At 69.3% G+C, this 24,421-nt stretch carries 26 protein-coding genes and 3 pseudogenes; 18 read left to right on the top strand and 11 right to left on the bottom strand.

Annotated features, from left to right (window positions below; translation table 11 throughout):
- Window positions 1-31 precede the first annotated feature (31 nt).
- On the bottom strand, window positions 32-1,027 hold the full coding sequence (locus EDD30_RS04970) for an Acg family FMN-binding oxidoreductase (RefSeq protein ID WP_244945121.1): 996 nt from the start codon (window positions 1,025-1,027) through the stop codon (window positions 32-34).
- Window positions 1,028-1,715: 688 nt separating this feature from the next.
- Window positions 1,716-2,486: a DUF4184 family protein gene (locus EDD30_RS04980; protein WP_170047179.1), complete on the bottom strand. Its 771-nt coding sequence runs from the start codon at window positions 2,484-2,486 to the stop codon at window positions 1,716-1,718.
- A gap of 72 nt (window positions 2,487-2,558) precedes the next feature.
- Between EDD30_RS04980 and EDD30_RS04985 the strand changes: the two genes are divergently transcribed.
- A complete protein-coding gene (locus EDD30_RS04985) occupies window positions 2,559-3,122 on the top strand; it encodes an MBL fold metallo-hydrolase (RefSeq protein WP_280526214.1) in 564 nt (187 codons plus the stop codon).
- Window positions 3,097-3,390 (top strand): chorismate mutase, encoded by a 294-nt coding sequence (locus EDD30_RS04990; protein WP_211277885.1) that lies wholly within the window; start codon window positions 3,097-3,099, stop codon window positions 3,388-3,390. The genes EDD30_RS04985 and EDD30_RS04990 overlap by 26 nt, the downstream gene beginning before the upstream one ends.
- A 261-nt stretch (window positions 3,391-3,651) precedes the next feature.
- Here the strand turns inward: EDD30_RS04990 and EDD30_RS04995 are convergent, their stop codons facing one another.
- Complete coding sequence (locus tag EDD30_RS04995) at window positions 3,652-4,539, bottom strand: hypothetical protein (RefSeq protein WP_071807352.1); 888 nt, start codon at window positions 4,537-4,539, stop codon at window positions 3,652-3,654.
- Between the two features lie 163 nt (window positions 4,540-4,702).
- On the bottom strand, window positions 4,703-4,990 hold the full coding sequence (locus tag EDD30_RS40360; protein WP_084556688.1) for a hypothetical protein: 288 nt from the start codon (window positions 4,988-4,990) through the stop codon (window positions 4,703-4,705).
- Between the two features lie 336 nt (window positions 4,991-5,326).
- On the opposite strand from EDD30_RS40360, the gene EDD30_RS05005 reads away from it, so the two are divergent.
- On the top strand, window positions 5,327-5,857 hold the full coding sequence (locus EDD30_RS05005) for a hypothetical protein (protein WP_071807345.1): 531 nt from the start codon (window positions 5,327-5,329) through the stop codon (window positions 5,855-5,857).
- Window positions 5,858-5,986: 129 nt separating this feature from the next.
- Here EDD30_RS05005 and EDD30_RS05010 read toward each other — a convergent pair whose 3' ends face one another.
- Entirely contained in the window at window positions 5,987-6,409 is a 423-nt protein-coding gene (locus EDD30_RS05010) for a GNAT family N-acetyltransferase (RefSeq protein WP_244945122.1), read from the bottom strand.
- Between the two features lie 269 nt (window positions 6,410-6,678).
- Here EDD30_RS05010 and EDD30_RS05015 point away from each other — a divergent pair, with 269 nt between their 5' ends.
- Together EDD30_RS05015 and EDD30_RS41755 are read left to right on the top strand one after the other, a co-directional pair.
- Window positions 6,679-6,948, top strand: coding sequence for a SelB domain-containing protein (locus EDD30_RS05015; protein ID WP_084556690.1), 270 nt, complete (start codon window positions 6,679-6,681; stop codon window positions 6,946-6,948).
- 32 nt (window positions 6,949-6,980) lie between these two features.
- Entirely contained in the window at window positions 6,981-8,039 is a 1,059-nt protein-coding gene (locus EDD30_RS41755; protein ID WP_071807346.1) for a hypothetical protein, read from the top strand.
- 29 nt (window positions 8,040-8,068) lie between these two features.
- Here EDD30_RS41755 and EDD30_RS05025 read toward each other — a convergent pair.
- From EDD30_RS05025 to EDD30_RS05035, 3 genes and pseudogenes are all read right to left on the bottom strand, one after another.
- Window positions 8,069-8,563: pseudogene (locus tag EDD30_RS05025) on the bottom strand (NF041680 family putative transposase); the annotation flags it as partial.
- Between the two features lie 213 nt (window positions 8,564-8,776).
- The gene (locus tag EDD30_RS05030) at window positions 8,777-10,006 is read right to left on the bottom strand and encodes a hypothetical protein (protein WP_071807347.1); all 1,230 of its coding nucleotides are present in this window, start codon (window positions 10,004-10,006) and stop codon (window positions 8,777-8,779) included.
- 2 nt (window positions 10,007-10,008) lie between these two features.
- The gene (locus tag EDD30_RS05035; protein WP_071807354.1) at window positions 10,009-10,527 is read right to left on the bottom strand and encodes a SigE family RNA polymerase sigma factor; all 519 of its coding nucleotides are present in this window, start codon (window positions 10,525-10,527) and stop codon (window positions 10,009-10,011) included.
- A gap of 660 nt (window positions 10,528-11,187) precedes the next feature.
- Here EDD30_RS05035 and EDD30_RS05040 point away from each other — a divergent pair.
- The 6 genes and pseudogenes from EDD30_RS05040 to EDD30_RS41950 form a co-directional block, all read left to right on the top strand.
- Window positions 11,188-12,087, top strand: a complete 900-nt coding sequence (locus EDD30_RS05040) for a 2-hydroxyacid dehydrogenase (protein ID WP_084556696.1) — start codon at window positions 11,188-11,190, stop codon at window positions 12,085-12,087.
- A gap of 59 nt (window positions 12,088-12,146) precedes the next feature.
- The gene (locus EDD30_RS38765) at window positions 12,147-12,305 is read left to right on the top strand and encodes a hypothetical protein (RefSeq protein WP_170047462.1); all 159 of its coding nucleotides are present in this window, start codon (window positions 12,147-12,149) and stop codon (window positions 12,303-12,305) included.
- Complete coding sequence (locus EDD30_RS05050; protein ID WP_071807350.1) at window positions 12,293-12,676, top strand: DUF2625 family protein; 384 nt, start codon at window positions 12,293-12,295, stop codon at window positions 12,674-12,676. Before EDD30_RS38765 ends, EDD30_RS05050 begins: the two co-directional genes overlap by 13 nt.
- Window positions 12,677-13,104: 428 nt before the next feature.
- The gene (locus EDD30_RS41385; RefSeq protein WP_280526215.1) at window positions 13,105-13,539 is read left to right on the top strand and encodes a helix-turn-helix domain-containing protein; all 435 of its coding nucleotides are present in this window, start codon (window positions 13,105-13,107) and stop codon (window positions 13,537-13,539) included.
- Window positions 13,540-14,154: 615 nt separating this feature from the next.
- Window positions 14,155-14,364 (top strand): annotated as a pseudogene (locus tag EDD30_RS05060) (protein-tyrosine phosphatase family protein); the annotation flags it as partial.
- Between the two features lie 72 nt (window positions 14,365-14,436).
- Window positions 14,437-14,709, top strand: a pseudogene (locus EDD30_RS41950) (Rieske 2Fe-2S domain-containing protein); the annotation flags it as partial.
- Window positions 14,710-14,748: 39 nt separating this feature from the next.
- On the opposite strand, the gene EDD30_RS40370 reads toward EDD30_RS41950, so the two are convergent.
- Window positions 14,749-15,075, bottom strand: a complete 327-nt coding sequence (locus EDD30_RS40370; protein WP_244945124.1) for a hypothetical protein — start codon at window positions 15,073-15,075, stop codon at window positions 14,749-14,751.
- Between the two features lie 860 nt (window positions 15,076-15,935).
- Window positions 15,936-16,859, bottom strand: a complete 924-nt coding sequence (locus EDD30_RS05070; RefSeq protein WP_123678080.1) for a trypsin-like serine protease — start codon at window positions 16,857-16,859, stop codon at window positions 15,936-15,938.
- A 117-nt stretch (window positions 16,860-16,976) separates the two neighbouring features.
- Here EDD30_RS05070 and EDD30_RS05075 point away from each other — a divergent pair, with 117 nt between their 5' ends.
- Window positions 16,977-17,855 carry a hypothetical protein gene (locus EDD30_RS05075; protein WP_071810307.1) on the top strand — a complete coding sequence of 293 codons (879 nt, stop codon included), beginning with the start codon at window positions 16,977-16,979 and terminating at the stop codon, window positions 17,853-17,855.
- A 1,165-nt stretch (window positions 17,856-19,020) separates the two neighbouring features.
- The gene (locus tag EDD30_RS05080; RefSeq protein WP_143162646.1) at window positions 19,021-19,488 is read left to right on the top strand and encodes a hypothetical protein; all 468 of its coding nucleotides are present in this window, start codon (window positions 19,021-19,023) and stop codon (window positions 19,486-19,488) included.
- Window positions 19,489-19,680: 192 nt separating this feature from the next.
- On the opposite strand, the gene EDD30_RS39785 is transcribed toward EDD30_RS05080, so the two are convergent.
- Window positions 19,681-19,947: a hypothetical protein gene (locus EDD30_RS39785; protein ID WP_211277760.1), complete on the bottom strand. Its 267-nt coding sequence runs from the start codon at window positions 19,945-19,947 to the stop codon at window positions 19,681-19,683.
- Window positions 19,948-20,618: 671 nt separating this feature from the next.
- Between EDD30_RS39785 and EDD30_RS05090 the strand changes: the two genes are divergently transcribed.
- The 5 genes from EDD30_RS05090 to EDD30_RS05110 are packed head-to-tail and all read left to right on the top strand — an operon-like array spanning window position 20,619 to window position 24,398.
- Window positions 20,619-21,563 (top strand): metal ABC transporter substrate-binding protein, encoded by a 945-nt coding sequence (locus EDD30_RS05090; protein ID WP_071805044.1) that lies wholly within the window; start codon window positions 20,619-20,621, stop codon window positions 21,561-21,563.
- A gap of 1 nt (window position 21,564) precedes the next feature.
- Window positions 21,565-22,335 (top strand): metal ABC transporter ATP-binding protein, encoded by a 771-nt coding sequence (locus EDD30_RS05095; protein WP_071805045.1) that lies wholly within the window; start codon window positions 21,565-21,567, stop codon window positions 22,333-22,335.
- Window positions 22,332-23,216, top strand: a complete 885-nt coding sequence (locus EDD30_RS05100) for a metal ABC transporter permease (protein ID WP_071805046.1) — start codon at window positions 22,332-22,334, stop codon at window positions 23,214-23,216. The genes EDD30_RS05095 and EDD30_RS05100 overlap by 4 nt, the downstream gene beginning before the upstream one ends.
- Window positions 23,200-24,039 carry a metal ABC transporter permease gene (locus EDD30_RS05105; protein ID WP_071805047.1) on the top strand — a complete coding sequence of 280 codons (840 nt, stop codon included), beginning with the start codon at window positions 23,200-23,202 and terminating at the stop codon, window positions 24,037-24,039. Before EDD30_RS05100 ends, EDD30_RS05105 begins: the two co-directional genes overlap by 17 nt.
- Complete coding sequence (locus EDD30_RS05110; protein WP_071805048.1) at window positions 24,036-24,398, top strand: ArsR/SmtB family transcription factor; 363 nt, start codon at window positions 24,036-24,038, stop codon at window positions 24,396-24,398. The genes EDD30_RS05105 and EDD30_RS05110 overlap by 4 nt, the downstream gene beginning before the upstream one ends.
- The last annotated feature ends 23 nt before the right edge of the window (window positions 24,399-24,421 follow it).

A 24,421-nucleotide genomic window follows, 5' to 3' on the forward strand; every position in this document is an offset into this window, starting at 1 on the left:
CTCTAGGACCAGGCAGGTTCGATCGGCCGCGTCATGCGCTCAGCAGCACCTCCGACAGCGGGCGCCGGGGCGTCGCCGCCGCCGGACGGCCGTATCCCACCCGGATCATCATCTGCGCCCACCTTCCGTCATCGGTGGCGGTGAGCCGCCGGCGGATCCCGGGCACCTCGACAGGCTGGCTGACCGGAGTGGTGACGAGGTTCTGGTCCGTCGCCGCCAGCAACACCCGCTGCAGCGCCTGCCCGGCGCGCAGCCACTCAGCGCGATCATCACCCCTCGTGCTGAGGACGAGCATCGTCGGGTACGGCTCGAACCGGCCGATGGTCGGCGGCTGCGGCCTCAACAGCCCGAAGTCGCGGGTCGGCACCGTTTCGAGCACATCCCACGGCCCGATTGCGGTGATCGGCACACCGTCGCTGCGGCCCGCACCCCGCGCGGTCCAGTGAGAGGTCTCGGCGTGGTAGCCGCCCCTGGCACGCAGCCGGCGACCGGCCAGGCGGGAGAGCCGGACGATCGTGTCGCGCGCGGCGGCATCCGCGACCGTCAGCGCGGTGCCTTCATCCCGTGCGGCGTCCCTGAGGTCCCCGAGAACCGGAGACGGGACGACCTGCTGGGTGAACGGCCACCGGTTGGTGTGCCGACGCTCGATGGCTGCGGCGAGCGCCTCCTCGGCCGCACTGGGCGCGCAGGCCGGTCCGATGCTCACCCGCGCCACGAAGTCGGGGTCAGCGGCGTCCGGGAAGGACTCCACCTCGGGCAGAAAGCCCTCCCGCCGAACGGCCAGGCGCAGCGTGAAGACCGCCGCTCCCACGCTGATGATCATTTCACGGCCGGCCGGATCGACCACGTCCAGCTTGCGGCGGCGATCGGCATACACCTCGACGGCGCCGTCACGGATGCGGAAGAACCATGGCTGGCTGTTGTGCAACGATGGCGCGGCGGTCGCGGTCCGGACGCACTCGGCAATGACCGCCGGGGACAGGAGTGAGGGCATCCCGGCGCCGACCTCGGTACGCAGCCTGTTCATCATCGTTGTCCGTCGACCGAGGGCCCTAAAGAAAGGTCGACAGACCTTTCATCGTTGTACTCCCTCGGGGCGGGGCCACACCTCCTTCCTCAACGATCCCTCCGGCAGCCGTCCCGCGGCAGAGGCACCCGGCCCCCTGTCGCAGGACCTCCGAAACGACGCGAAGGAAAGCACCACGTCGCCGCCCTGGTCTCCGTTGCCCGACGCCGCATTGACGTGCTCTTCGCTGACCGGCCGTTGGGTCGCACACCGATCGCTGGTAGGCCAGCCTGGCCGTGCTCGCGAGTAATGGGTTCTGTCCCGTGAAGGTGATCGCTGCTCGCAGTGATCAATCGTCGGGTGATGGTGTACTGAGGTCGTCGGCAGGCTGCTGCCGCATCTCGAAGACGTAGAGGTCAACGAAGTCGCCGATACCGCGAGCGCTTCGACGATAGGGGGCGCCGTCACAGAAGGCTGGCTCAGCACTACCTCTCGCAAGGCCGGCGCGGATTGGATGGAGCTGAGTTCTGTCAGACGTAGAGCCCGTGCACCCCCAGTTGCGCTCGCCACCTGAGCCATCGAAGGTATGCCGATGAGTGCGGCCAGCTCGGCCGTGGGAATCGGTTACGGCTCCATCGCGGTTGGGCGGCGCCGCCCTGTCAACTTCGTCGGCACCGGCCCGACGTGGCCCTGTCTGCCGGCACCATGTTCACGTGCCTCGGCCTGGCGGTGCGGCTCGGGCGCTGTCACGTGTCCAGGCTGCCCGGGTGACGGCGGCGGCGAGCAGCAGACCGAGGACCACTGCGCCCAGCCAACGAGCCCCGACGACCCAGATACCGATGTCGTTGCCCGGTAACTGTGTCGATCCGACGGCAAGAGCCACGCTGGACAGCACGGCCGCCGGCCAGAACACGAACGGTCGGGTCGCGAGAGCGGGAGCCGGTCCGTGCCATGCGACCAGCAGCCGGCGCCGACCGACGTGGACGACAAAGGCCACGGTGACCACCATGCCAACGAGTTCCGACAGCAGGTGCACGACCCGCCACCAGGGCAGGGCCCCGAAAGCCGTCGCGTGCATCGCCGGCAGATACGACGACGGGCTCAGGAACAGCACGTACGGATGAGTGAGGGCATCCCATAACTGGTGGGTCAGCGCACCGAGCACCACCGAGTACGCCGTCACCGCCAAGGGATGCCGCACCGTGCCGAGCACGCCGTAGTCGCGCAGGCTGCCGGGCAGGTGCGCCGCGACGGTCGGCGCCGCGCGACGCACCACCCACGTCAGCGCGACGACGACGGGCAGATGGAACCAGATCAGCGAGTGCCACGCGTGCGACGACGGCTCGGCGATCCCGGCGAGGACGTAGCCGATGTCCGGCGCAGCCGACCCGATCACCAGCGCCACGCCGTCGAAACGGCTCGGGAAGCGTACCTTCAGCGGCAGGACAGCCGCCTGATGTGAGGGAATGGTCGCCGGCACCACCCGGATGCTACTCGGCCGCCGCACAACCTCAGGGAAGAGCCAACCGCCTGCTGTATTGGGTGTCGGCACCTGACCGATCCAGGCGACCAGGTTCGCGTGGTCCGCGACGGCGACGTGGTGCAGGTGGCCGGCTTCCAGTTACGGGCGGTCGGCGAGAAGCACCACCGCAGCCACCCGGACGTCCCACCTGTGGACAACGTCGGCTTCCTGGTCGACGACGAGGTCTTCCACCCGGGTGACGCACTGACCATGACGGACGCGCCGACACTGCTCATACCCGGCCAGGCACCATGGATGACCATCCCAGACATGATCGACTATCTACGCCGGATGGCGCCCCGACGTGCCTACGCCATCCACGACGGCCTCCTTAACGACTGGGGCCTCCAGGTACTCGACGGCGTACTGCGGACCGAGGCCGAGCGCATGGACGCCGACATCCGACGTCCGCTGCCCGGCGAGCGTGTTCGACTCGCCGGCCGCACCCAGTTCACACACCGTGGTTCAAGACGATGGCCTGCTCAACGTCAGTCACCCACCTCGCCGGAGGCGGGCTCAGCAGCAGCTGCTGCTGTTGACGTTGATCGCATGAAGGATCATGAGCCACATGTCCGAACTCCAGTCCCTCGATGACGTCCGCTCCCGCATCGACGACCTCGACACCGAACTCGTCGCACTGCTGGCCCGCCGCCAAAAGCTCGTCGAGGCCGCGGCCGGCTTCAAGAACGATGAGCACGCCGTGCGCGCGCCCGATCGTGTCGAACGGGTTGTCACCGCTGTCCGTGCGAAGGCCATAGCCGCTGGACTGGATGCCGCCGTGGCCGAGACGATCTGGCGAGCGATGATCACCGCGTTCATCCAGCTCGAACTGGCCCGTCATCGCAGCACAACTGACGGATAGTTCGGGCTCGCGCTCAAGCGAGCGCTGTCCGCGGCAGATCCGGGTGGCTGTTAGATGCCTCCGAGCCTGTGCCATTAGCTACCCGTGGTGACGGCACCGTCGACGGCTGCGCCGCCACGGCAGCGGTGGTGGCAGCGCCTCACGGCAACACTGACCAGCCGGTCGCGCATCAGCCGCCGGTAAGTGCATCTTTCGACCCGAAGTTGCCCGAACATACTTTGCGGAAGCGAAGGTGGCGCTGCGCAGTGCTGACCTCGGTCGTCAGTTGCCCTGCCGCCAAGTGCCCGGTGTGCGCGACGGGTCGTGTCCCAGTCCATAGCCGGCGTGGATTTCCACCGCGCTCACTCCAAGCGCGTCGAGACCTCGGTTGAGCTCGCGATCCGCCCTGAACTCGGCGGTCACGTATTGCTCCCCTTCGACCGCGGTCGCGGGAGCCCAGCCGCTGCGACCAAGTGCTGTCATAGCCGTCTGCACCGCCACCCACGGACGGTGTCCAGTGACACCGACCAGTGCGTACACCCGCGTGAACGACACCGGCGGGCCGACCTCGACAGGACCGGTGCCATCGCAGGTCCGCCTGCCGACCCGTTCGGCGAGTGTCGCGGCCACCTCAATGGCGTGGTCCGCGTCGCTGTTCGGCACGTCGACGACCAGTGCCACCCGTACCGTCTCCTGCTCTCGCATCGACGTCTGCGACAAGTGCGCGAACGCCTCCGCCTCGGCGTCGGTGACACCGCCACCGTCGGTATCCGCATCGGTGTCTTCCGATCGATCGGTACCGACATCACCCGCCGCGTCGGCGTTCGCATCGACATCGACGTCGCCCCAGTACCCGGTGTCCCGGAAGCGAACGGCCGTATCGCTCCAGGCGAGAAAGGCCGCTTCGGTGCCGCTGTCAGACTCCGGTGGGGCCGGCTCATTGCCGGACAGGAACCCGCGTACGAAGTACCGGGTCTGCTCGGAGCAGTCGCCGATCTCACCCTTCGACACCCGGGTACGGATGCCACGCTCGGCACAGTAGGCGAGCATGCGCCCGGGAAACGTGTGTGCATTGCCGTCGACAAGATAGTGCCGGCCGCATTGCTCGGTGTCGAACCACAGACCGGGGTCGACATCCGGCGGTAATGGCGGACGAGCAGGGAAGGTCATCCGACGACGGTAGGCCGTACCGACGACGTTGACGAACACTTTCGGCGAGACGGCACGCGGCGCCGTATGCGCGGCCGGTACAGGTTTGGCCTGGTTGAGTGCCATCACGGCATCACCGCCCGGGAGCTCTTCCCGAGCTTCCGGGTCGAATCTCGTCCGGAGGTCAGGCGGCTGTCTCCTGCGGCCGTGACGCCATGCGCTCCCAGTTGCGGAACACGAAACGGTGGACCGACTTCAGCCCGACCCACAACGCCGGGTAGAGAACGGCCGCGGCGTGCCCTCCCACCGTGACGGTCGTGGTCCTGGTGATGCGCGTGCCGGCGTCCCCGGCCTCGAGCTCGAACACGTCCGCGAGGGTGTCGACGAAGCGGTGGAAGCCGAGGTCGGTCGACTCCATCTCGAACGCGAGCCGGGTCGGTGGCTCCCAGGTCGTGATGCGCTGCCACACCACGCCCTGCTCCGAGACACACTGACGGGCAGCGCCGATCTCACCCGGGCCTTCCGGCAGGCGACAGCTCGAGGGCCGCGGTGTGCCCAGATAGAACACGGGGCACCGCGGCTGCAGCTCCAGCCGTGAGTCACAGAGTAGCGGCCAGAGCACTGTCGGCGAGTGCGGCACAGTCCAGCGGGTACGTACGAGCACGCTGCGAGGATAGTCACGGCGCTGCGGGGCCGGCCAGCTCTGTGCCGCGCTCCTCAGATGGGCTCGTGAAGGTATCGCTGGAGGCCTGTGAAAGTTCGGTGTACGGGATCGCGCCGCGCCGCCGGCTCCTTCTAGGTTCTGATCATGAACACGGCGAGTTCGATTCCCGCGTGGCTGTTCGACGACGCTGCCGCGAGCGGTCCCGCGCAGCCGGAGACCTCCGCCAGCCGGCGTCTGTGTCGAGTCGGACTCGTCGTGGTCGCTCTGGTCATCGCGCTGACCGCGGTGCTCTGGGGCGGTGTGGCCGGGCTACGGGACTGGGTCAGCGACCCGCCCGAACCGCAGGCCACCGCGCAGGAGCTCGTCGGCGAGTGGCGGGGAGCCGATGGAGCGAGACTTGTGCTGCATGCCGACCAGACCTGCGGCATGACCGAGCTGCCCGTCCAGTTGGACGACATCGACTTTCCCGACCCGGCCGGACCGTGGTCCCATCCGTGGACCGGGGCCGGAAAATGGAGCCTCGAACCACGCTCTACCTACACATCTCAGAACATCCGGATCGACAGGGGTAGTTTGTTCCCTTTGTACGTATCGAAGGACGACCGCGCCGTGCGGCTGTACTTCTGGATCGGCGACATCAACAAAGATCGTCGATACTGGCTGGACAAGGTGTGACCGTCCTACCCGCCGTGTCCATGGCGATGCTGCACGGCCTCGCGATGTACCACCGATACCTGATGCCGACGGCGGACGCGCTTGCCGACTGCCACCTGGTCCTGGTCCGGGATACCGGCCAGGCGCACGTCAGGGGCCGCCCGGCTCCCAGAGCAGGAGCTGGCGGTGCTGACTGAAGCCGCTGCGCAGGTAGAAGTCGACCGCGCGACGGCCGGAGTGCACGGTCACATGCGCCAGGTCCCTAGCCCGGGCCTCGGCAAGGATCGCGGCCATCACCGCGGCGCCGATGCCCTGGTTGCGGTACTCCTCGCGGACCATGACCGACTGGACGTCGCCGTAGCGCCGGTCCAGCGAGTCGTTACGGGGCACCCGTTCCGCGACGAGCAGCCAGGCGGCGCCGACCACATACCCATCGACCTCGGCAACGAACGGCAGATGTGTCTCCGCATGGGTGACCACCCAGTCGGCGAACGCCACGAGCCTTTCCGGTTCGATGTCTTGCAGCTCCGCCAGCGCTGCCACATCCGCCACGCTGGCCATCCGCACGATCACCCGGCGGAGTCTAACGAGTGCGAGACCCGCCACGGACCCGCCACCGGACTGTCGCACGACGGCGCGGCGGGCTCAACATCCAGGCCGGCGTCCAGCACGATGAGGATGTCGCGGTAGCCGTGCTGCCTGGCTTCCACTGCCCGGCAGCGATCAGCTTCACGCCGCGCTGCGGGTGTCGCATCTGCGGCAACAGCCGCTCGTCGAGGACGCCATGGGCACCGCCACACTCGCGCTGCTCGCCGCACTCGACACCGCCTGCACCAACGTCGATGTTGAACTCCGGTGAGAGAACCAGACGGCGCACCGCCGGCCCCGACCTCCCGCGCCCCGCGACACCAGCCCGATTCCCGGCGACCCCGACGGGCACGGCCGGTGGGCGCAGCTCGACGCTGGCCGGACTCGCCCAGCCGTTCACCCTCAGCGAAGCCCGCCGCGCCCTGGACACGACCCGGCGCGTGGCGGTGCCGCTGCTGCAATTGCTCGAAAGCAGGAGGGCAAGTCGCCGTCTCCCCGATAGCCGCCGCACTCTCCTGTCATGATCGGCTGAGGTGACGGTCGAACGGGGGACATCGTGCTGGTAGAGGTGCTGCTGGACACTCCGATTCACGTGCACTACGGCTTCCTGACCCTCGGACAGGCCGACGAGCACCACGACAGCGAGGACGCCTACCGAGGACAGGTGAACGGCCTGTGCGGCGCCTCCGTCCCAGGCGTCCTGCACATGAAGACCGGCCTGCACACCGGCGAAGTCCGCGTTCGCATCGAACTGCACAGCGACGAGCCGGAACTCGGCGACCGCTGGCAGGACATCGTGGAAGTCAGCTACACGTCCTGGGCCGACGACCTGATGCTGACCGGATTCGACTCGTCTGAAGGACCGGTGGACCTGCCCCCGGGCGTCTACTGGGCCCGCTACTGCGCGTACGACTTCGCCCGCGGCCGCGACGTCGATACAGCGGTGGACGGCGCCGGGCCCGACGACTACCTGCTGCAACTCTGGCCCGCGACCGGTCAGGACCGCATCGTCCGCCAGAGCGGCCCGGCCGCCGCCTACTGGCACGAGGAAGGCCCGGAACCGGCCTGGACCGCCGACGATCTCGCCACCCGCGTCGCCGAGCTGCGCCAGCACCGCGCAGAATACGAGGCCGCGGAGGCCGAGGACGAACTCGACAACATGTGGGACGGGCAGATACCCGACGACCCCCGCTTGCAGGCCGCGGGCTGGGGTGCGGCCACGCTATGGCAGCTCGACTCCGCGTTGGTCGAAGCCCTCGCCGACGCCGACGACACCGTACGGCGTGCCGTTACCGTCTGGGCCCTGGAACAGCAGCTCAGCGGAGTCGGCATGCGGGACGAGGTCGGCGTCGCAGCCGCCCTAGCCGCGATCCGCGAGGGAAAGCCCCTACCGAACAGTTGGCAGCTGGCCCAGGCACTCCCGCCCCTCGGCATGCCACCGGACATCGACCAGCGCGCCATGGCGCGGCATTACGCCATCGAAACGCTGTGCAACGCGGCGGCGGGCGGAGACACGCTCGGCACCGTCTGCGAGGTCCTGGTCGCGCTCGTCACCGGGACAGGGGCAACTCCAGCCCTGGGGCGGGTCCGAGCGGCCTTCCCCGAGCTGGCATGACCGCTCCTAACAGGCGTTGCAGGCCACCACCGGCGCTGCGGGGCGGTCCAGCCGAGGGTCTGTTTGAGCAGGCGGAAGGTGTGCTCGATGTCGAAGCGGCGCAGGAACGCCTGCCAGCAACGGTCGACATCGCCGGCGGTGACGTCGACCTTGGACCACCACAGCCAGAGCGGCTTCGGCTCGCCGCGGCTGGGCAGGTGATCGACGGTCAGCCGAAGGACCGTGCCGGCGATGATCGGCAGCGTCTGGTCGTGGTCGGTCCAGGCCGCTCGGCGGGTCAGTCGCGGGTGCAGCCGGTCCCAGGCCTGCGCCTTCACTTGGCCGTAGCGGCGGGTGGCGGTAACCGTGACCGCGTGCTCGACGTCCCAGGTGGCGGGGTCGCCGAAGACGAACTCGCCGTCGTGCTTCGCGTCGAGCAGGGCGGTCCAGGGGGTGCGTCCGGTCTCCAGGGCGGCGACGATCGAGTACGGCCAGCCCGGGATCATGCGGTGTTCGTCCTTGCCGCGGCCGTAGGTGTGGCAGAAACAAGACGCTGAGCATCTGACCCGAGATTCCCTCGCTCAATCAACCGCTGCGACTCCGGCCAGGACAGCCCGGTCCGTAGAAGCGGCCTTCGAGGCGGCCGGTCGCTGCAGAACATGCCGCGACCGGCTGAGCCCTGAACGCAGTCAGCTGTCGTGGAGGTTAAACGTCAAGCTCATCGCAGAGGCGTTACCAAAACCCCTGGTGTGCGGAGATCATGAGCCGTTGTGCAGGCGCACCGCCACGGCGGCTGACAGGGAACCTGCGATCACCTGGGTGACGGCGCCGGTGCGCAGGTCCCAGGCGATCAGGCCCTCCTTGTCGGTCTGCGCCAGGATGGTGTCCCGGTCGACCCAGTCGAGCGGACGGCAGCACCCCTTGTACCGGTCCCGGCCGAGGTCCAGCATCCGTTCGACCACGCCGGTGCGGGTGTTCACCACCGCCATCATCTCGACCCCGTGGAACGTGCCGCTGATGCCCCAGCCGGCCCGCACGGCCCGCTCGGCGCCGTCGCTGATGGCGGGGCCGTTCCACCCCAGCACCCCGTGCTGTGGGCCCAGCCCGGTGTCGTCGACCGGCACGTCGCTGACCGGTGCCGGTTCGCCCAGCCGCCACTGCCGGACGCCGAGGCGAGGCCGCTGGCCCTCCTTGGGGTCCGCTGCGGTCAACTCCACCACCGGCGCGCCTTCTGTCGCCGGCCCGGCGCTGTCCCAGGTGGACAGGCCGGTGGTGGTCGGGGTGGCGGTGCCCGCGGCCCAGTCGACGGCGACCGCACCCGGACCGCCCTGGCCCACCAGCACGGTTCGGTTGCCCCACCACAGCACCTGCTCGTTGAAGCCGCGCACCGCGATGCGATGGGCTTTTGCCGTGGTCAGGTCGACGACCACCAGCGCGTCGGGTTGGGGCAGGGCGATCCGGCGCCGGTCCGGTGACAGGGCGGAGCCGGTCAGCGGGACGCCGTGGTTGCCCTGCGCGTCGTTGGAGAGGACCAGGTCGACCACGTCCACGCGGACCCAGGTGCCGTCGGTGCCGAGGGCGTACACCGGTTGCAGGGCGCTGCTGCCCTCCGGCGCGTACGGCTGCACCACGGCGACCGCCCGATCGAGGGGATGTTCGGAAAGCTTGGGCGCGTCCCGCGGGGCCATGCCGGTGCTGTTGTCCGGCAGTGGGGCGATCCCGCGGCGGGGCAGTGTGCCGGGCATGAGGTGGGCCACCGGCTGCTGCGCCGGGGGCGTCGTCGTCGGGGGGTTCGGCAGGCCGCGGCCGCCGAGTGGCAGCACTAAGCCGGCCGTGACTGCGAGCACGGCGGCGGCGCTGGCGCAGATGGTCGCGTACCGGCGGCGGCGCACCCGCCGGGCCCGCGCCCAGGCAGCCTCGGCGAGCGACGGCGCCGCGATTCCGGACGCGGCCTCCTGCAACAGTTCCGCGAGTCGGTTCTCTCCCATCGTCAGTTCTCCCGTCCCGTCTGCATGATTTCGCCCAACTCTGGTGCCAGTTCGCGCAGCCGGCTCAGCGCCGCGTTCGCCTGGCTCTTCACGGTGCCGATCGTGACGCCCAGGACCTCCGCGGTGCGGGCCTCAGTGAGATCGTCGAAGTAGCGCAGCACCAGCACCGCGCGCTGGCGCGGAGCCAACCGGAACAGCGCCTGCTCGAGCGCCAGCCGGACCGGCACCTCGTCTGCCGCCCGGTCCCGTGGTGCCGGCTCGGGCACCTGCGCGGCCAGGTTCTCCCGCCGCCACCGCCGCCACCACGACACCGCGTCGCGGTACATGACCGTGCGCAGGAACGCCGCAGGGTCACCGTCGCGGACCTGCCGCCATCGCAGCGCCAGCTTCACCAGCGCACCCTGAAGCAGATCCTCGGCCAGGTGGTGGTCACCGCACACCAGATAGGCCGAGCGAAGCAGCCGATGCTGGCAGGCCTGGACGAAGGCGACGAACTCCGCCCGCTCGTCACCCGACTCGATCTTCACACCGGTCTAACGCGGGAGGACGGGCGAATGGTTGGGTCTCCTTGATCAGAATCTACGACGGAAGTAGTCATGACCGTGCATGGTGGGACGACTACTGGACGCGACTGCTGTCAGGGGGCCGGAGCGAGTCGCTGCCTGATCGTGTCATGGACGGGCCCCCGTTCTTGGCTGCCTGAGAAACTGCCTTCGATCCGCAACGCTGCTGGTCAGTGCCATGAGATGAGGGCGGTGGAGTGGGGCTGGCGTTCGGTTTGGCGTCACGGTGACGGCATCGCGAACGGCTCCCGGACGTCGGCGGGGGCGCGGGAGCCGTAGCGTGCCGAGGTTCGGGTCAGGGGTGCCGAGGTGCGCAGAGCGTGCTGAGGTCGGAGCTGTGGTCGCCGAAGTGCAGCTCGGGAATGTCGCACTCAAGTCCGCGGGCTTCGGCGTGGCAGTAGTCGCGCTGGATGACCTCGCGGATGTCGTTCGATCATCGCAGCCACCGCTGTTGTGCGCGAGCGAGCCGGCGGGTAATCAGGGTGATGTTGGCCCAGGCGATGTTGGCCTAGGTGATGTGGGCCTCGGCATGCTCGGCCACCAGCATAAGTAGCCGACGAGCGGACGTCGGTCGCCACGCCCTCGTGCATCTGGTTTCACCCAGGCATGATGATCGAGATGCGTTACCTGCTGCCTCACCCCGACGCCGTGGCGGACCTCAGTGATCTTGACGTCGCGCTGTATGACGGCACGCAGCCGATCCCAGAAAATGTGGACGATGTGGAGCTATACGCGGTTCCGTACGGGATCATCGATCCGCGCCTGTGCGAGCCGATCACCCGGATGCCTCGGCTTAGCGTCGTGCAAACAGTCACCGCTGGTTACGACCACGTCCGGCCGTTCCTGCGGCCCGGTCTGATCCTGGCTAACGGCCGAGGCGTGCACGACGCGGCTACCGCCGAACTCGCCGTGGCGCTCACTCTGGCCGCCCGGCGTCGACTGCCGGACTTCGTCCGGGCGGGTGACGAGGGCCGCTGGGACTCAGGCTGGTCGCGTGGGCTGGCTGACGCCCGGATCCTCATCGTCGGCTACGGGTCGATCGGCGCCGCGATCGAGCGCCGACTTGCCGGGTTCGAGGTGGAGGTCAGCCGGGTGGCCCGGACTGCCCGTCCCGGCGTCCGGCCGATCTCAGAGATCGCGAACATGCTGCCGCATGCGGACGTAGTCATCCTGTCCACACCGCTGACCCCGGAAACTGTAGGCCTGGTCAACGCGGAGTTCCTGGCCAGGATGGCCGACGGCGCCCTGCTGGTGAACGTGTCACGGGGGCGAGTGGTGGATACGGAGGCATTGCTCGCCGAGCTGGAGCGAGGACGGTTACACGCCGCCTTGGATGTCACCGAGCCCGAGCCGTTGCCCGCCGGTCACCCGCTGTGGTATGCGCCGAATGTCCTGATCAGCCCGCATGTAGGTGGCCTGACCGCCGCGTTGTCGTCTCGGGCCCGCCGACTATTGGTCGACCAGGTCCGGCGGCACGCGGCGGGCGAGCCGCTGGCGAACGTCGTCGTCGGGCCATGACGCTCGGCACTCACCGCTGCACGGCAACGCCAAGTTTCCGCTCCCGCACTCTGCTGGCCATGGCATGCCGCGGGATGTTCTTTGCGCTCACCGAGGACCAGGAAGCCGCGCTGATGGCGACGCGCGACGACTCCAAGGTGCGGGTGTTCGTCGAGGAGGTCGAGATGGGCGACTGTGAGGGCGAGCCGCCGCGGCGGATCCCGCCATGCGTGGCCTGATCATCGCCTACGACGTGCTCGGCGGGCAGTTCGCCTGGATACCCGCTCAACCCGGCGCTGCGCCCACGGTGCACTACTTCGGCCCGGACGTCCTCGACTGGCAGGACCTGGAACAGGGCTACGCAGACTGGCTGTCCGCCATCCTGGCCGGCTCCCTGACCCGGTTCTACGACACGTTGCGCTGGTCCGGATGGCAGGCGGCGGTGCAGACACTGCCGCCGGGCCAAGGCATCACCGTCTACCCGCCGCCCCGGAGCCGGGAAGGCAAGAACCTGTCAACCACGTCCCGGATGCCCGCGCCGTTGATCCAGCTCGCCTCCTACTACCAGGACACCGCCCACCAACTCGGATCCCAGGACCATTCGACATAGCCGCGGCGGAACTGCGGTTGTGCGCATCCGCGGTCATCAGCTCGCCCTACGTTCTGCACGCACGGACGGCGGCAGGAGAGCGCGGCGCCCGGATTGCCTCGAAGTCGAATGCGTGACAGTGCGCATTCCGGCATCATCGTCCGATGGAGCCGGGCGACGCGAGGATCATTCTCATCGACGACTTACGCTCGTTCGTCGACGGCCGGCGTGCAGAGGTGGCCCGTACCAGCGCCGATGGTGTAGAACTTCTCGATCGCTGCTGGCCCGGAATCGTGCAGGCAGAAGCGCTGCAACCGGTCGGCCTCGCGGTTCTGCCGTCCTTCTTTAACGACCTGCTAGGCGAACTTCCGTGGTGGAACGGTATCTGGCGAGTTATCCACGTCGAGCCGGCTCACCCGCGGGAGATTGCCAGCGATCATGACCGGCAGATGAACAGGTGCACCGAGGTCTCGGTGCCGGGGACGCTAAGTGGCGACCCGGGACAGACGTTGCCGTTCTTCGGACGTGTCCGGTTCCAGGGTGACCGGCTGCTGCGGTTTCAGGCGAAGATTGCAGACACGGTCGTGGGGCCTGCGCTCGCGGAAGCTGGCACCCCAGAACCGCATCCGTTCGGTGCTGCACTGCGCAAGCTCATGGACAACCGGGGCGTCTCAGTGAAGGACCTAGCCATGCGAACCGCTCGCGCGATGTCGACCATCAATGCGGTTCAGACCGGGTGGCACAATCCGCACCCCGTCCTGATCCGAGAGATCGCTCGCGCCCTGGACATACCCGAGGCGGACTTGGCCGCGATTGCTGGTGTTGACGATGCAACGTTCGGCGTTGCGGAAGACACCAGCACACAGCTTGGAGGGCCACAGTAGCGACGTTCTCATCTCGGCTGAAATGAGTGCTTCCATGGACAAGGTGCGCGGCGCGGCTCCCGTGGGGTTGTGGTGTCGATCGCCCCTCGGACACCAACTAAAGACACGATCGTTCGCCGGGGTGACCACCTCGGCGATCATTGTTTCTGGGCCCGGTTGGTAGGTCAGCCGCAGGCCGATCCGGCTGAACAGCTCCGCCTTGTCTCGGGGGTCGGCGTCGCGGAGCAGCCGGAACAAGTCGTTGAACGCGTCGCGATGGTGTCGAGCCGGTCGCTGCGAATCCGGCTGGGGCGGCGCCTCGGTGAGGCCGAGCCGGGCCTGAGCCGCCTTCTTGATTGCGGTCGTCTCGCTGATCCAGCCAGCGACGAGCGCGGGGTCGCCTCCGGCGTCCAGCGTCGCGTGATACCGATCGATCTTGGCGTCGGCGTCAGCGATGGTCCGGCACAGCTCCTCCACCTCACCGGCGACGTGCTCCACGCGATCGCCGGGATCCTGCGGCCGACCGGCCGGCTGGTGGTCGCGCAACCGGTAATCCATCGAGTGGACGACGAGGAGCGTGACAACTTCGTCAGGCAGCTCTACCAGGACTACCACCTGGCCCAGCCGCCGTACCAGCGGGCCGGGACGCAACGGGTCGAGCTCGCCTGCGGAGGCGGCTTCGGGCGTACCGGGACGGCATTGTCCTGCCTGGCGGTCCTCGACGGCGTGGCCCTCGCGGAGGCGGTTGCCTATGTCCGCGAGCACTATTCCCACCGGGCCGTCGAGACCCCGTGGCAACGCCGTTTCGTCACTCGCTTCGACCAGGCGGCTCACCGCCAGCCCTAACCGATTCGTGGCCGTGCCGGCCGGATCGCTCGGCGGTGCGGGGCGATGACCGTGCAAAGCGAACTGGCCGGCATGCGTACGGACCGTGGCCTCAACCTGGCGGCGAGCTGGTACGTCGCACTGCCGTCGAACCGGCTGCGGCGCACGCCGAAGGCGATCACGCTGTTCGGCCGCCGCCTGGTCGCCTGGCGGGACGGCAGCGGCCGGCCCTCGGTGATGGCGCGCGCCTGCCCGCACCTGGGCGCCAGCCTCGCCGACGGCAAGGTCGTCGACGGGACGATGCGGTGCGCGTTCCATCATTGGCGGTTCACCGGTGACGTCGTCTGTATGGCTGTCCCGGGCGCCGACCGCATCCCGCGCGGCGTCCTGCAGCCCTGCGGACGCCTACTTGCCTACCGGCAGCGATGGCGTCGGCGCGATGATGGCGTAGCCCCAGGGCACGTCGGACTGGTTCCCTTCCATGAAGACAACGCTCTGCTCGGCGGGCAGGGTGCCCAAGCCGTTCACCGTCACCGTTCCGTCGCAGGGGATCTCAGCGGTGACAAGCGCCTCATCAGAAGCGCCGGACCTGCCGCTGCGCACCCCGACTGACAGTGTCTTACCCGAGGTCGCCGATGTGCAGGCGGCGTGCATCCAGTACTGCTGTCCGGAACGCGCGTCGCGACGCAGGGTGGTCTCGGCGGCAGGGTGACCGTCCTTCTGGGTGATCACTCGTCGAGACAACTCACCGGCGACGGCGGGAGGCGGCTCCAAGCGCACCAGCGGTCTGCCGCTGCTGGTAGTAGCCGACGGCACCTGGGACGGCCGGTTCTCATTGTGAGGCGACGCAGACGGTTTCGGTCCGGGGGCCGGGTCGTTCGTGCATCCCGCGATAGTGGCAGCTGCTGTTACCACGACAAGCAGAGCCTTCGTCCGCGATCTTGACATGCGCTCATCATCCCAAGCTGACAGCGAACCGGTGACGAGCACACTGATCTGCCGCCGTCCTGCGCGCCGGCCGACGGGGTGCGGTCACGCGATGTGATCATCAGGCTGCCCGGCCGAGCCGGACACCGGTCCGACGCTCATCTGAGCCTTGGAAGCCGCCGGTATCGGCTTCAGTAACAGCAGCCGGTCAGGTGACGCGACCGGGCATCGAAGGCGACGCAGCTCCGCCAGGTATGGCGGTGATCAAATTACCGGCCTGTATCTTGTACAGCCCTTGGCGAGAGTGAAAACGCAGGTCACAGTGGATTGTCGGTGGGCCGGCCGTAGGCGGCAGCAATGCGGCAATGGATGGCATCCGCACCCATCTTCGGCCGGGCCGCCAATCGACCTCTGATCACAGGTCAGCGCTCGCGACCCTCCCGCGACGCCGATGGTGCGCCTATCGAAGACTCTGCCCGGCCCAACGGGACGGGGAGACGACCTGACCCACTGCAGCAGACCACCACCACGCTCCACCGTTGAGGCACAGGCAGGTTCTCTGCGGGTCGGGCGGCTCGGATAGCGCGTTCCTCCAGGTCGGAGCTCAAGCCAACCGACCAGGCCGCGACCGGCGGTCGCCGGTCACGGCTGTCGCTCCCGTGCGGTCAAAGTGGCTGCCATAGGGCCGGTGTGTGGGGCGGCTCCCATCCGGGCACCGAGGTGTGCGCCTGGAGCGCGCGATAGCCCGTGCCGCCGTACGTGACGACCGCGCCCACGGCGTACGCGGTGTACGGCGCCCAGCTCCCACCCGGCGGTGGATCGGTCGGCGGCGGCACGCTCCCGCCGACGACCGATTCGATCCAGCCGCGATGCGTGGCCGCGTCCATGTAGATGGACGGGCCCTGGCCGCAGACGGCCGAGGTGCCGCCGGTGGTCGTCCCGGCGAGTTGCCAGCCGCCGGCGGCGCGCAGGACGGCCGGCCCGCCGGAGTCGCCGTAGCAGGCGCCGCGCCAGCCGTCGACGTTGCCGACGCACAGCTGCGGCCCGCCGGTGCCGCAGCGGCTGTCCGGCAGCACCGTGGTGTCGAGCTGCTGGAGGATGGCCGGCGGCGGCCCGGGGTTGGGATCGCGGGTCGCGCCCCACCCGAGCAGTCGGATCGGCGCACCGATCGGGACGCTCGGCGCAATGGCCACCGGAGGGTACGACACGGGCGACGACAGCTGCACGACCGCCACGTCGCTGGCGCTGGCCGGATGGGTCACGATGCGCACCGCCACCTTGACCGTCCCGCCGGACGTGCGGTCGATCGAGCCGATCCGGGCCTGCACGTTCGACGGGCTGTCGCCCTGTACGCAGTGCCGGGCGGTGAGCAGCCAGTCCGGGCGGATGAGGGCGGCTCCGCAGAAGTGCCCGCCGCCGCGGCTCTGCAGGGAGGCGGCGAACGGGTACGCCTCCGTGGCGGGCTGCCCGCCCACAATGCGCGGACCGACGGGCGTAGGCCGGTTACCGCCTGCTGCTCCGGCCGCGGGCGCGGTCAGCCCGACAAGGGCGGCGGCGAGCAGGGGCATGCTGAACTGACGTAGGCGCATGGGCACCTCCGGACGGGGACGGGAATTGTTAAGTTTCTATACCTGATCGCCCGACTGTGGAAGAACCGAAATTTCGCCGCTCGATGCCGGTCGATGTCCGGCCTATAATGCTCGGCTGTGACGGGCGACGTCGCCACGCTCCTGCATACGGGGCCCTTCCATCGCGCCCTGCGTGCCGCCGTGGCCGCCCGCGGCCTCACCCTCGACCGGCTGCGGGTCCGGCTCGGGGCGCGCGGCGTCCCGGTGGGGCTGTCCACCCTCAGCGACTGGCAGCACGGCCGCAGCCGTCCGTCGTCGCCGCTCGCCGTCGAGGCGCTCAGCGAGATTCTGCGACTGCCGCCCGGTGCGCTCGCCGCGCTGCTGCAGATCCCCGCTGACCCACTGCCGCGAACCGGGCTGGCAGAGCGCGACGGTGCACTGGCGGAGCTGCTCGACGCGCTGCCTGGCTCCCGCCGGGTCGATCTCGAGGTGCTCAGCCGCCAGGACAAGGTCTGCGTCGACGCCCAGCGCCGATCGTCCTCACTGTGGCAGCGCACCTGTGTGCGGGCGTCGCGCGACGGCGTCGACCGGTACGTCGTGCGCCACTTCGGCGACACCGACGGCTCGTCCCCCGTCGCCGAGCTAGTCGCGCTGGAGAACTGCCGCGTGGGCCGAGTGCTGCGCCACCCCCGGGCTCCGGTGCTGGTCGCCGAGCTGCTCTTCGGCCAGGCCCTGCACGTCGGGGACACCTGGATCTTCGAGACCCTGACCCGGGACCGGTCGCCGGAGATCAGCACCGTGCACGCGTACGGATTCCGCCATGCGGTCGCGCAGTACCTGCTGGAGGTGCGCTTTCACCCCTCAGCACTGCCGGTCTCCTGCTACAGCTTCGTCCAGGCCGGTCTGGCCGCCGAACGCCGCCGCACCGGCGAGCTGGCCCTTTCCTCCCACCACGCCGTTCATCTGATGGCCGCCGACATGACCGGCGGGCTGCTGGGCATCGGCTGGCGGTGGTAGGGCCCCGAGCCGCGGCCCCATCGACGCCGCCGCGTCCGCTCATTCTGAACTGAGCTCTTCGGGAGCTCATCTCCTAAGGAACTCGGCTCCACATGCGTCCGAGCCGTGCAGACTAATCCTGGCGGTCAGCCGCGATCCGCTCGGCGTGGCAGAGGCCGCAGGTCCTGGCACGGTGACCGCGATGGTAGCGGCACATCTCCTCAGCGCTCCGCGATCGTGTGGCGACGGCCTTCACCACAGTCTGCACCGGTGTACCCCGGAAGCTGTGCCGCAGTCCGATGCTCACTTGTTCTCGACGCATCCAGTTGCGCCAGGTGGCCGCCCAGTCGGTCCTCAGCCCCCGCGGTCGGGTTGGGCTTTCCAGTAGTCGATGAAGGCGTCGGTGGCGGCTGGTCCGACGTTTGGGAGTATTTGGCGCGGGCCCAGGCAAGCATCTCTTCGGTGATCCGGAAGTCGTCGGGTATTCGGGATCCGTCGCTGACGTCATTGGACCGGAGACCACGAGGATCTGCCGGAGCCGGGCGGGCCCTGCGCGCGGGACGGTCTTTGGATAGAGAACTCTCCGAAGGAGAGTTCTCCATAGATGCATGTCCGCCTGGCGGACTGTAGGTGTCGCCAAGCGGACCGGCGGTGTACCGCCTCGCGGACACCTCTCAGTGTCCGCCTGGCGGACCTGTCCGCCAGGCGGACTGCCGGGCGCCTTGGTGCGGCGGCGGGAAGAGCGCTCAGGTTTGTCGACGCGGTCCTCGACGGCGAGGAGTACGGGCCAGCCTTCACGCTCCTCGCGGAGATGGCGACGATCACGAGTGCGTGGATCCATGGGCGGCGCACCGCTTACACGGCCGGGTCACCCGGGACGAGATGCACGCCTTCGATCTCCAGACCGCGCACGAGTGCCTCGGCGCGGCAGCGCGGGGGCGCCGGGACGGCGACCGGCCCGGGGCGCGCCGCTGCCTCGCCGAGGCAGGCGGGCTGGTCCGTCCTCTGGCGCGCCGACGCCGGACCGGCGCCTCGCTGAGCGGCCCCGAGCTCCTGACGATCGCGGGCTATCGCTACGCGCGGCCGCTTCGAGGAGGCCGCCAAGGTCTCCCAGGAGGCGCCGCCGACGCCGGCGGCATCGTTGCTGGGCGCCCGGGCGTCGGCGCTCCTCGGCCGAGCGGACGACGTGATTGCGCTGCTCGAGCCGATCCTGGAGGCGCTGCGGAACCGCCTTCTGGAGGCGCCCGACGACGACGCGGAATCCGCCGCCCACACGCTGCTGACCGCGTCCTCCACGCTCGCCTGGGCACTCGCGGCGCGGAGACGCCCCGCCGAGGCGCTGGAAGAGGCGAAGAGCGTGCGGCTGCACTTCCGCCGCGCGTTACGCGATTCGGCCCGCGGCCGGCGGGCGCTAACCCTCGAGCGCTCTCGGTACGCGGTGAGCCGGGGGCTTCAGCCGTCGCGGGACGCGCGCCTTGGTGTTGTGCACGGCGTTGTGGGCAGTGGGCACGATCGGGCTGGTCGCTGCGGTGCCGATCGCGACCGGGCCGGCCGCGCTGGTCGCCGCGCTGGACACCACCTCATCGCAGGCGAGTTGACCGAGCCCGTGCAGGTGGTACGCACGCGTGAACTGGCGCTGCCGAGGTGCGCTTGATGAACAACCGGCGTGTGGCCTGACCGTGAGCGAATCCCCGAAGCGCCTGGCCAGCATCGGAAGTTAACACCTGCGTCGCAATGAATCTCCTGTTAAAGACTCGCATGCCGCTATGCCCGCGCCTCACATCGGTACCAAGATGGGAAGAGCTGGTGTGCATGTGCGGCCGCACGAAGGAGCTGGCAAATGCCACTACATCAGATCCATGCCGAGCACGACCACAAGCACGGGGAGGAGTGCGGCCACGTCGGGTTCCGGCATGGCGATCACACCGACTACGTGCACGAAGGCCACATCCACCGCTGGACGCAGGGAAACTGGGAAGAGTGTGGCGCCACTGAGCACCTCACCCACACCGACGTCCACGATCACGTCCATGGCGACGGCTGCGGTCACCCAGCCATCCCGCACGGCGATCACACTGACTACCTGCACGAAGGACACCGACACGTCCGACACGGCGACCACTGGGACGACCACTGAGATCCGAAGCTAACAGACCACCAGACGTCTCCCTGTCTCGGTGAAGAGATCAACCGCGGCCGCTCGGCACACCAGCTGACGCCGCGTCAGGCTGGACCACGGAGTCATCCGCGGCACGGGCGACGGCTGCTCGCCCGACGCAACATCAGCACGGAGCTGAGCTGCCGACAACTCTGCTGCGGACCCGGAAAGACAAGTTGACGGCGTGCCATCGTCGGCGCCCGCAGGGCTGTCGAGGGATGTTTCCAGCAAGCCAGAGACACCGGCGGCCTCGACGCGCACCAGGTCCGCGACCGGCGGGACTGGCATGCGCGCACGACCTCCTGGATGGCCGCGACCGCCTGGCTCGCCGTCGCCCGACCTGGCCTCAAGAGGTGCATAAATCCGGGCCCGGACAAGCACACCCGGGGTGGTCACGCCAACGCCGAGTCTCCTCAGGTATTGCCGATGACGGGGCTGCCCGCCTTTCACCTGCCGCTGCGGTACCGAAGCTTGTGGGCCGGGCGCTGTATCCGCAGCAAGGCGACACATCGTCATCTCGCTATTAGACGATAGTATTTGAAAACGATTACCGTTCCGGACCTCAGGAACGGAGTGTTCTCGTGAAGCATGGACAACGTCTTTCCACCGCAGCAGCATCCGTCGTGATGCTGGCTCTGCTCGGCGGCTGCGGAACCGACGGCGGCAACACCGCCACGGCCGACAACCCTTCATCTGGTACGCAGCTCGCGGTCGTCGCGACCACCCCCGAGGTCGCCGACTTCGTGCGCAATGTCGGCGGCGGGGACGTCGCGGTCACTCAGATCATCAAGCCGAACGTCGACCCGCACGACTACGAACCCACACCCGCCGATATCCAGGCGATCGGTACGGCCCGGGTCGTGGTCAAGAACGGAGTGGGTCTCGAGGAATGGCTGGAGCGGACCATCGAGTCGGCCGGGTTCAAGGGCGCGGTCGTGGACTCCAGCCAGGGCGTCACCCTACGCGAGGGCGGCCACGCCCACGAGGAAGGCGAGGAGGCCGGAGAGGAGCACGCCGACGGCGAGGAAGAGCACGACCCGCACATCTGGCACGACCCCCGCAACGCGAAGATCATGGTCGCGAACATCGAGAAGGCGCTCGCTACGGCCGCCCCCGCCCGCGCGGCCGCCTTCGCCCGCAACGCGGCCGACTACACGGCCAAGCTCGACAAGCTCGACGCCGACAACGAGGCCGCCTTCGCGAAGATCCCCGTGCAGCGGCGCAAGCTGGTCACCAACCACGACGCCTTCGGCTACTACGTCGACCGGTACAAGATCGAGTTCGTGGGTTCGGTGATTCCCAGCCTCGACACCTCGGCCGAACTATCCGCGCGACAGCTCAACGACCTGGTCGCCAGGATCAAGTCCACCGGCACCACGGCGATCTTCACCGAGAGTTCGCTGCCGCCCAAGAGCGCCGAGGCCATCGCCCAGCAGGCCGGGGTGAAGGTCATCGGCGGTGAGGACGCCCTCTACGGCGACAGCCTCGGCGCCGACGGCACACCGCAGGGCACTTACCTGGGCGCCGAGCAGCACAACACCCAGGTCATCACCTCAGCGCTGGCCGGCTGACATGAGCGAGTCCGCGGTCGCCGACGCCGCTCTCAGCTATGCCGGGGTGAGCGTCGGCTACCGCGGCACGCCGGTACTCACCGGCGTGGACGTCATCGTCGCCGCCGGGCAGCGTCTCGCTCTGGTCGGTCCGAACGGCGCCGGCAAGTCCACACTGATCAAGTCGATGCTCGGCCTCGTGCCGGTCCTGGACGGCACCGCCACCGTGCTCGGCGGCGCACCCGCGCGGGCGCGCCCGGGTTGCGGGTACGTGGCACAGACGGACTCGCTGGACGGCGGCTTCCCGGTCACGGCGGCGCAGGTGGTCATGATGGGCCGCTACCGGCGCATCGGCTGGTGGCGGCCCACCCGCGCCGCCGACCGCCGCGCGGTCCGGGACGCGCTGGACTACGTCGGCCTGGCCGACCGCGCCGGCACGCACTTCGGCGCGCTCTCCGGCGGTCAGCGTCAGCGGGTGCTGCTGGCCCGGGCTGTCGCCGCCGAGCCGCGGCTGCTGCTGCTGGACGAGCCCTTCAACGGCGTCGACGCGGTCAGCCAGGACGCCATCGTGCGGGTGTTGCACGAGCTCAGCGCGGCCGGCACGGCGGTGGTGCTCAGCACTCACGACTTGGGCCTCGCCCGTGACTTCGCGCATCTGGTCTCCCTGCTCAACGGCCGGCAATGGGCGCTGGGACCGCCCGGCGAGGTGCTCACCGCGCAGGCGTTGCGCCGCGCGTACGGGGGACACGCGGTCGACGTCGGCGACGGCCGTACGGTGTTGGTGGAGCCGTGATCGAACCGTTCGCCGTACCGTTCATGGGCCGTGCCCTGGCCGAGATCGTGTTGCTCGCGCTGGTCTGCGGGCCGGTCAGTGTCTTCGTGTTCGTCCGCCGGCTGTCGTTCGTCTCCGACGCGCTGACCCACACCGTGTTCCCCGGCGTCGTCATCGGCTTCCTCGCGGGCGGCCTGGACGGGATCTTCGCTGGGGCGCTGGTCGCCGGGATAGTCACCGCGGTCGTGCTCACCCTGCTGACCCGCGGTCGGGCGTTGTCGGATGATGCGTCCACTGCCGTGGTGCTCACGGCGATGTTCTCGATCGGTGTGGCGCTGGTGTCGCGCCGGTCCTCGTACACGGCGGATCTGACGAGTTTCCTGTTCGGGCGCCTGTTGACGGTGACGCCGCGGCAGCTCGCCGAGACCGCCGTCCTGGCCGCGCTCATTCTCGCCCTGCTGCTCGCCGGTGCCCGCGCGTGGCTGTTCCGGGCGTTCGACCCGGCGGGTGCGGCCGCCGCTGGCTACCGGATCGCCTGGCTGGACCTGTGGCTCAACGTGCTGGTCGCCCTCGTGGTCGTCGCCGCCGTCCGCGCGGTCGGCACCATCCTGGTCGTGGCCCTGCTCATCGTCCCGGCCGCGGCGGCCCGCATGCTCACCGCCCGGCTCGCGGCCATGGCGGCCGCCGGCACCGTCCTGGTCGCCCTCGCCGGCCACCTTGGTTTGTGGCTGAGCTGGACCGCGTCGATCGAGCACGGCATCTCCCTGCCGTCGGCGTCCGCGGTCGTGCTCGTGCTGGTGCTCTGCTACCTCGTTCTGCTGCCGGCCGGCGTCATGCGCTTGCGCCGTCACCCGCAACCCCGGCAGCCGGGCAGGAGGTCACCGCATGAACTGGTGGGATGACGCCGTGCACCGCGCCGCCGCCGAGGTGCTGCTCGTCGGCATGCTTGCCGGTCTGGTTGGCGTGCACGTGGTGCTGCGCCGGTTGTCTTTCTTCACGATGGCGTTGACCCATGCGACGTTTCCCGGCGTCGTGGCGGCCTCGATCATCGGCGTCCATATCGTCCTCGGTGGGGTGGTCGCAGGCGCCGTCGTCGCCTTGGGCGTGGCCGCGCTGAGCCGCCGTCGCGGTCAGAACGCTGCCGCGGCCACGGGGGTCGTCCTGTCCGGTGGCTTCGCGCTCGGCGCCGCGCTCGTCGCGACTCAGAACGGGTTCAGCCGGGATCTGTCGTCGTTTCTTGTCGGGTCGGTCCTCACCGTCAATGTCCGCGATCTGGTGATGACCGCGGTGGTGTCGGTCGTCGTCGTGGCCGTGCTGCTGGCCGGTGGACGTGCGCTGCTGTTCACCGGTTTCGACCGCGACGGTGCGCGGGCGGCGGGCCTGGCTACCGGCCTGTGGGACATTGTGCTGCTGCTGACCATCGAGGTGGTCGTCGTGACCGTCGTGCCGGCCGCCGGCACGATCCTCGCCCTGGCCCTTATCGTCGCCCCGGCCGCGGCGGCGCGCCTGTGGTCCACCCGGCTGGGCGTGATCACCGCCCTGGCCGTCGCCTTCGGTGCGGCCAGCGGCCTGGGTGGCCTGTACGCCTCGGCCCGTTGGGACATAGCCGCGGGGGCGAGCATCACCCTGACAGCTACCGCGATCCTGGCGCTCTCGCTGGTGCTGACCCGGCTACCCGTTCGGTACCTGCCTGTGCGGCTGAGCCTGACGGGAGTGCGTTCATGATCGGCGGCGACACCGTATCGATGCTGGAACGCGCCGCCGTCGTGCTGCGCGCGACGGCGTACGAGCACCGGCTGCATCTGCTGCTGTTGCTGTTACACCACGGCGAGCAGACACCGGCCGCCCTCGCCGAACGCCTCCCCATCGACCCGAGCGCGGTCGCGCACCACCTGCGCTACCTCAAGGACGCCCGGCTGATCCGCAGGCAACGCCGCGGCCGCCACGTCTACTACGACCTGCACGGCGAACCGATCCGGCGGCTGGTCGCGGAGATCCTCGCCTACGCGGAACCCGCACCGGCTCGCATTGGCCCGACCCACGAGACACCCCCGGGCGTGTCCAGCCGCGATGCCGTGGCGTGAGATCCGACTCGTGCGCTCAGGAT

Origin of the sequence: Couchioplanes caeruleus (assembly GCF_003751945.1) — a bacterium.
Classification (GTDB): domain Bacteria; phylum Actinomycetota; class Actinomycetes; order Mycobacteriales; family Micromonosporaceae; genus Actinoplanes; species Actinoplanes caeruleus.

Excerpts from the sequence above, each read along its gene's own strand:
- EDD30_RS05105 (WP_071805047.1), top strand. The coding sequence starts at position 23,200 with ATGAACTGGTGGGATGACGCCGTGCACCGCGCCGCCGCCGAGGTGCTG.
- EDD30_RS04970 (WP_244945121.1), bottom strand. The coding sequence starts at position 1,027 with ATGAACAGGCTGCGTACCGAGGTCGGCGCCGGGATGCCCTCACTCCTG.
- EDD30_RS05095 (WP_071805045.1), top strand. The coding sequence starts at position 21,565 with ATGAGCGAGTCCGCGGTCGCCGACGCCGCTCTCAGCTATGCCGGGGTG.
- EDD30_RS04990 (WP_211277885.1), top strand. The coding sequence starts at position 3,097 with ATGTCCGAACTCCAGTCCCTCGATGACGTCCGCTCCCGCATCGACGAC.
- EDD30_RS05110 (WP_071805048.1), top strand. The coding sequence starts at position 24,036 with ATGATCGGCGGCGACACCGTATCGATGCTGGAACGCGCCGCCGTCGTG.
- EDD30_RS04995 (WP_071807352.1), bottom strand. The coding sequence starts at position 4,539 with ATGACCTTCCCTGCTCGTCCGCCATTACCGCCGGATGTCGACCCCGGT.
- EDD30_RS05050 (WP_071807350.1), top strand. The coding sequence starts at position 12,293 with ATGCGTGGCCTGATCATCGCCTACGACGTGCTCGGCGGGCAGTTCGCC.
- EDD30_RS05090 (WP_071805044.1), top strand. The coding sequence starts at position 20,619 with ATGCTGGCTCTGCTCGGCGGCTGCGGAACCGACGGCGGCAACACCGCC.
- EDD30_RS05005 (WP_071807345.1), top strand. The coding sequence starts at position 5,327 with ATGAACACGGCGAGTTCGATTCCCGCGTGGCTGTTCGACGACGCTGCC.
- EDD30_RS38765 (WP_170047462.1), top strand. The coding sequence starts at position 12,147 with ATGGCATGCCGCGGGATGTTCTTTGCGCTCACCGAGGACCAGGAAGCC.
- EDD30_RS05040 (WP_084556696.1), top strand. The coding sequence starts at position 11,188 with ATGCGTTACCTGCTGCCTCACCCCGACGCCGTGGCGGACCTCAGTGAT.
- EDD30_RS05030 (WP_071807347.1), bottom strand. The coding sequence starts at position 10,006 with ATGGGAGAGAACCGACTCGCGGAACTGTTGCAGGAGGCCGCGTCCGGA.
- EDD30_RS41385 (WP_280526215.1), top strand. The coding sequence starts at position 13,105 with ATGAACAGGTGCACCGAGGTCTCGGTGCCGGGGACGCTAAGTGGCGAC.
- EDD30_RS05070 (WP_123678080.1), bottom strand. The coding sequence starts at position 16,859 with ATGCGCCTACGTCAGTTCAGCATGCCCCTGCTCGCCGCCGCCCTTGTC.
- EDD30_RS05015 (WP_084556690.1), top strand. The coding sequence starts at position 6,679 with ATGTTGAACTCCGGTGAGAGAACCAGACGGCGCACCGCCGGCCCCGAC.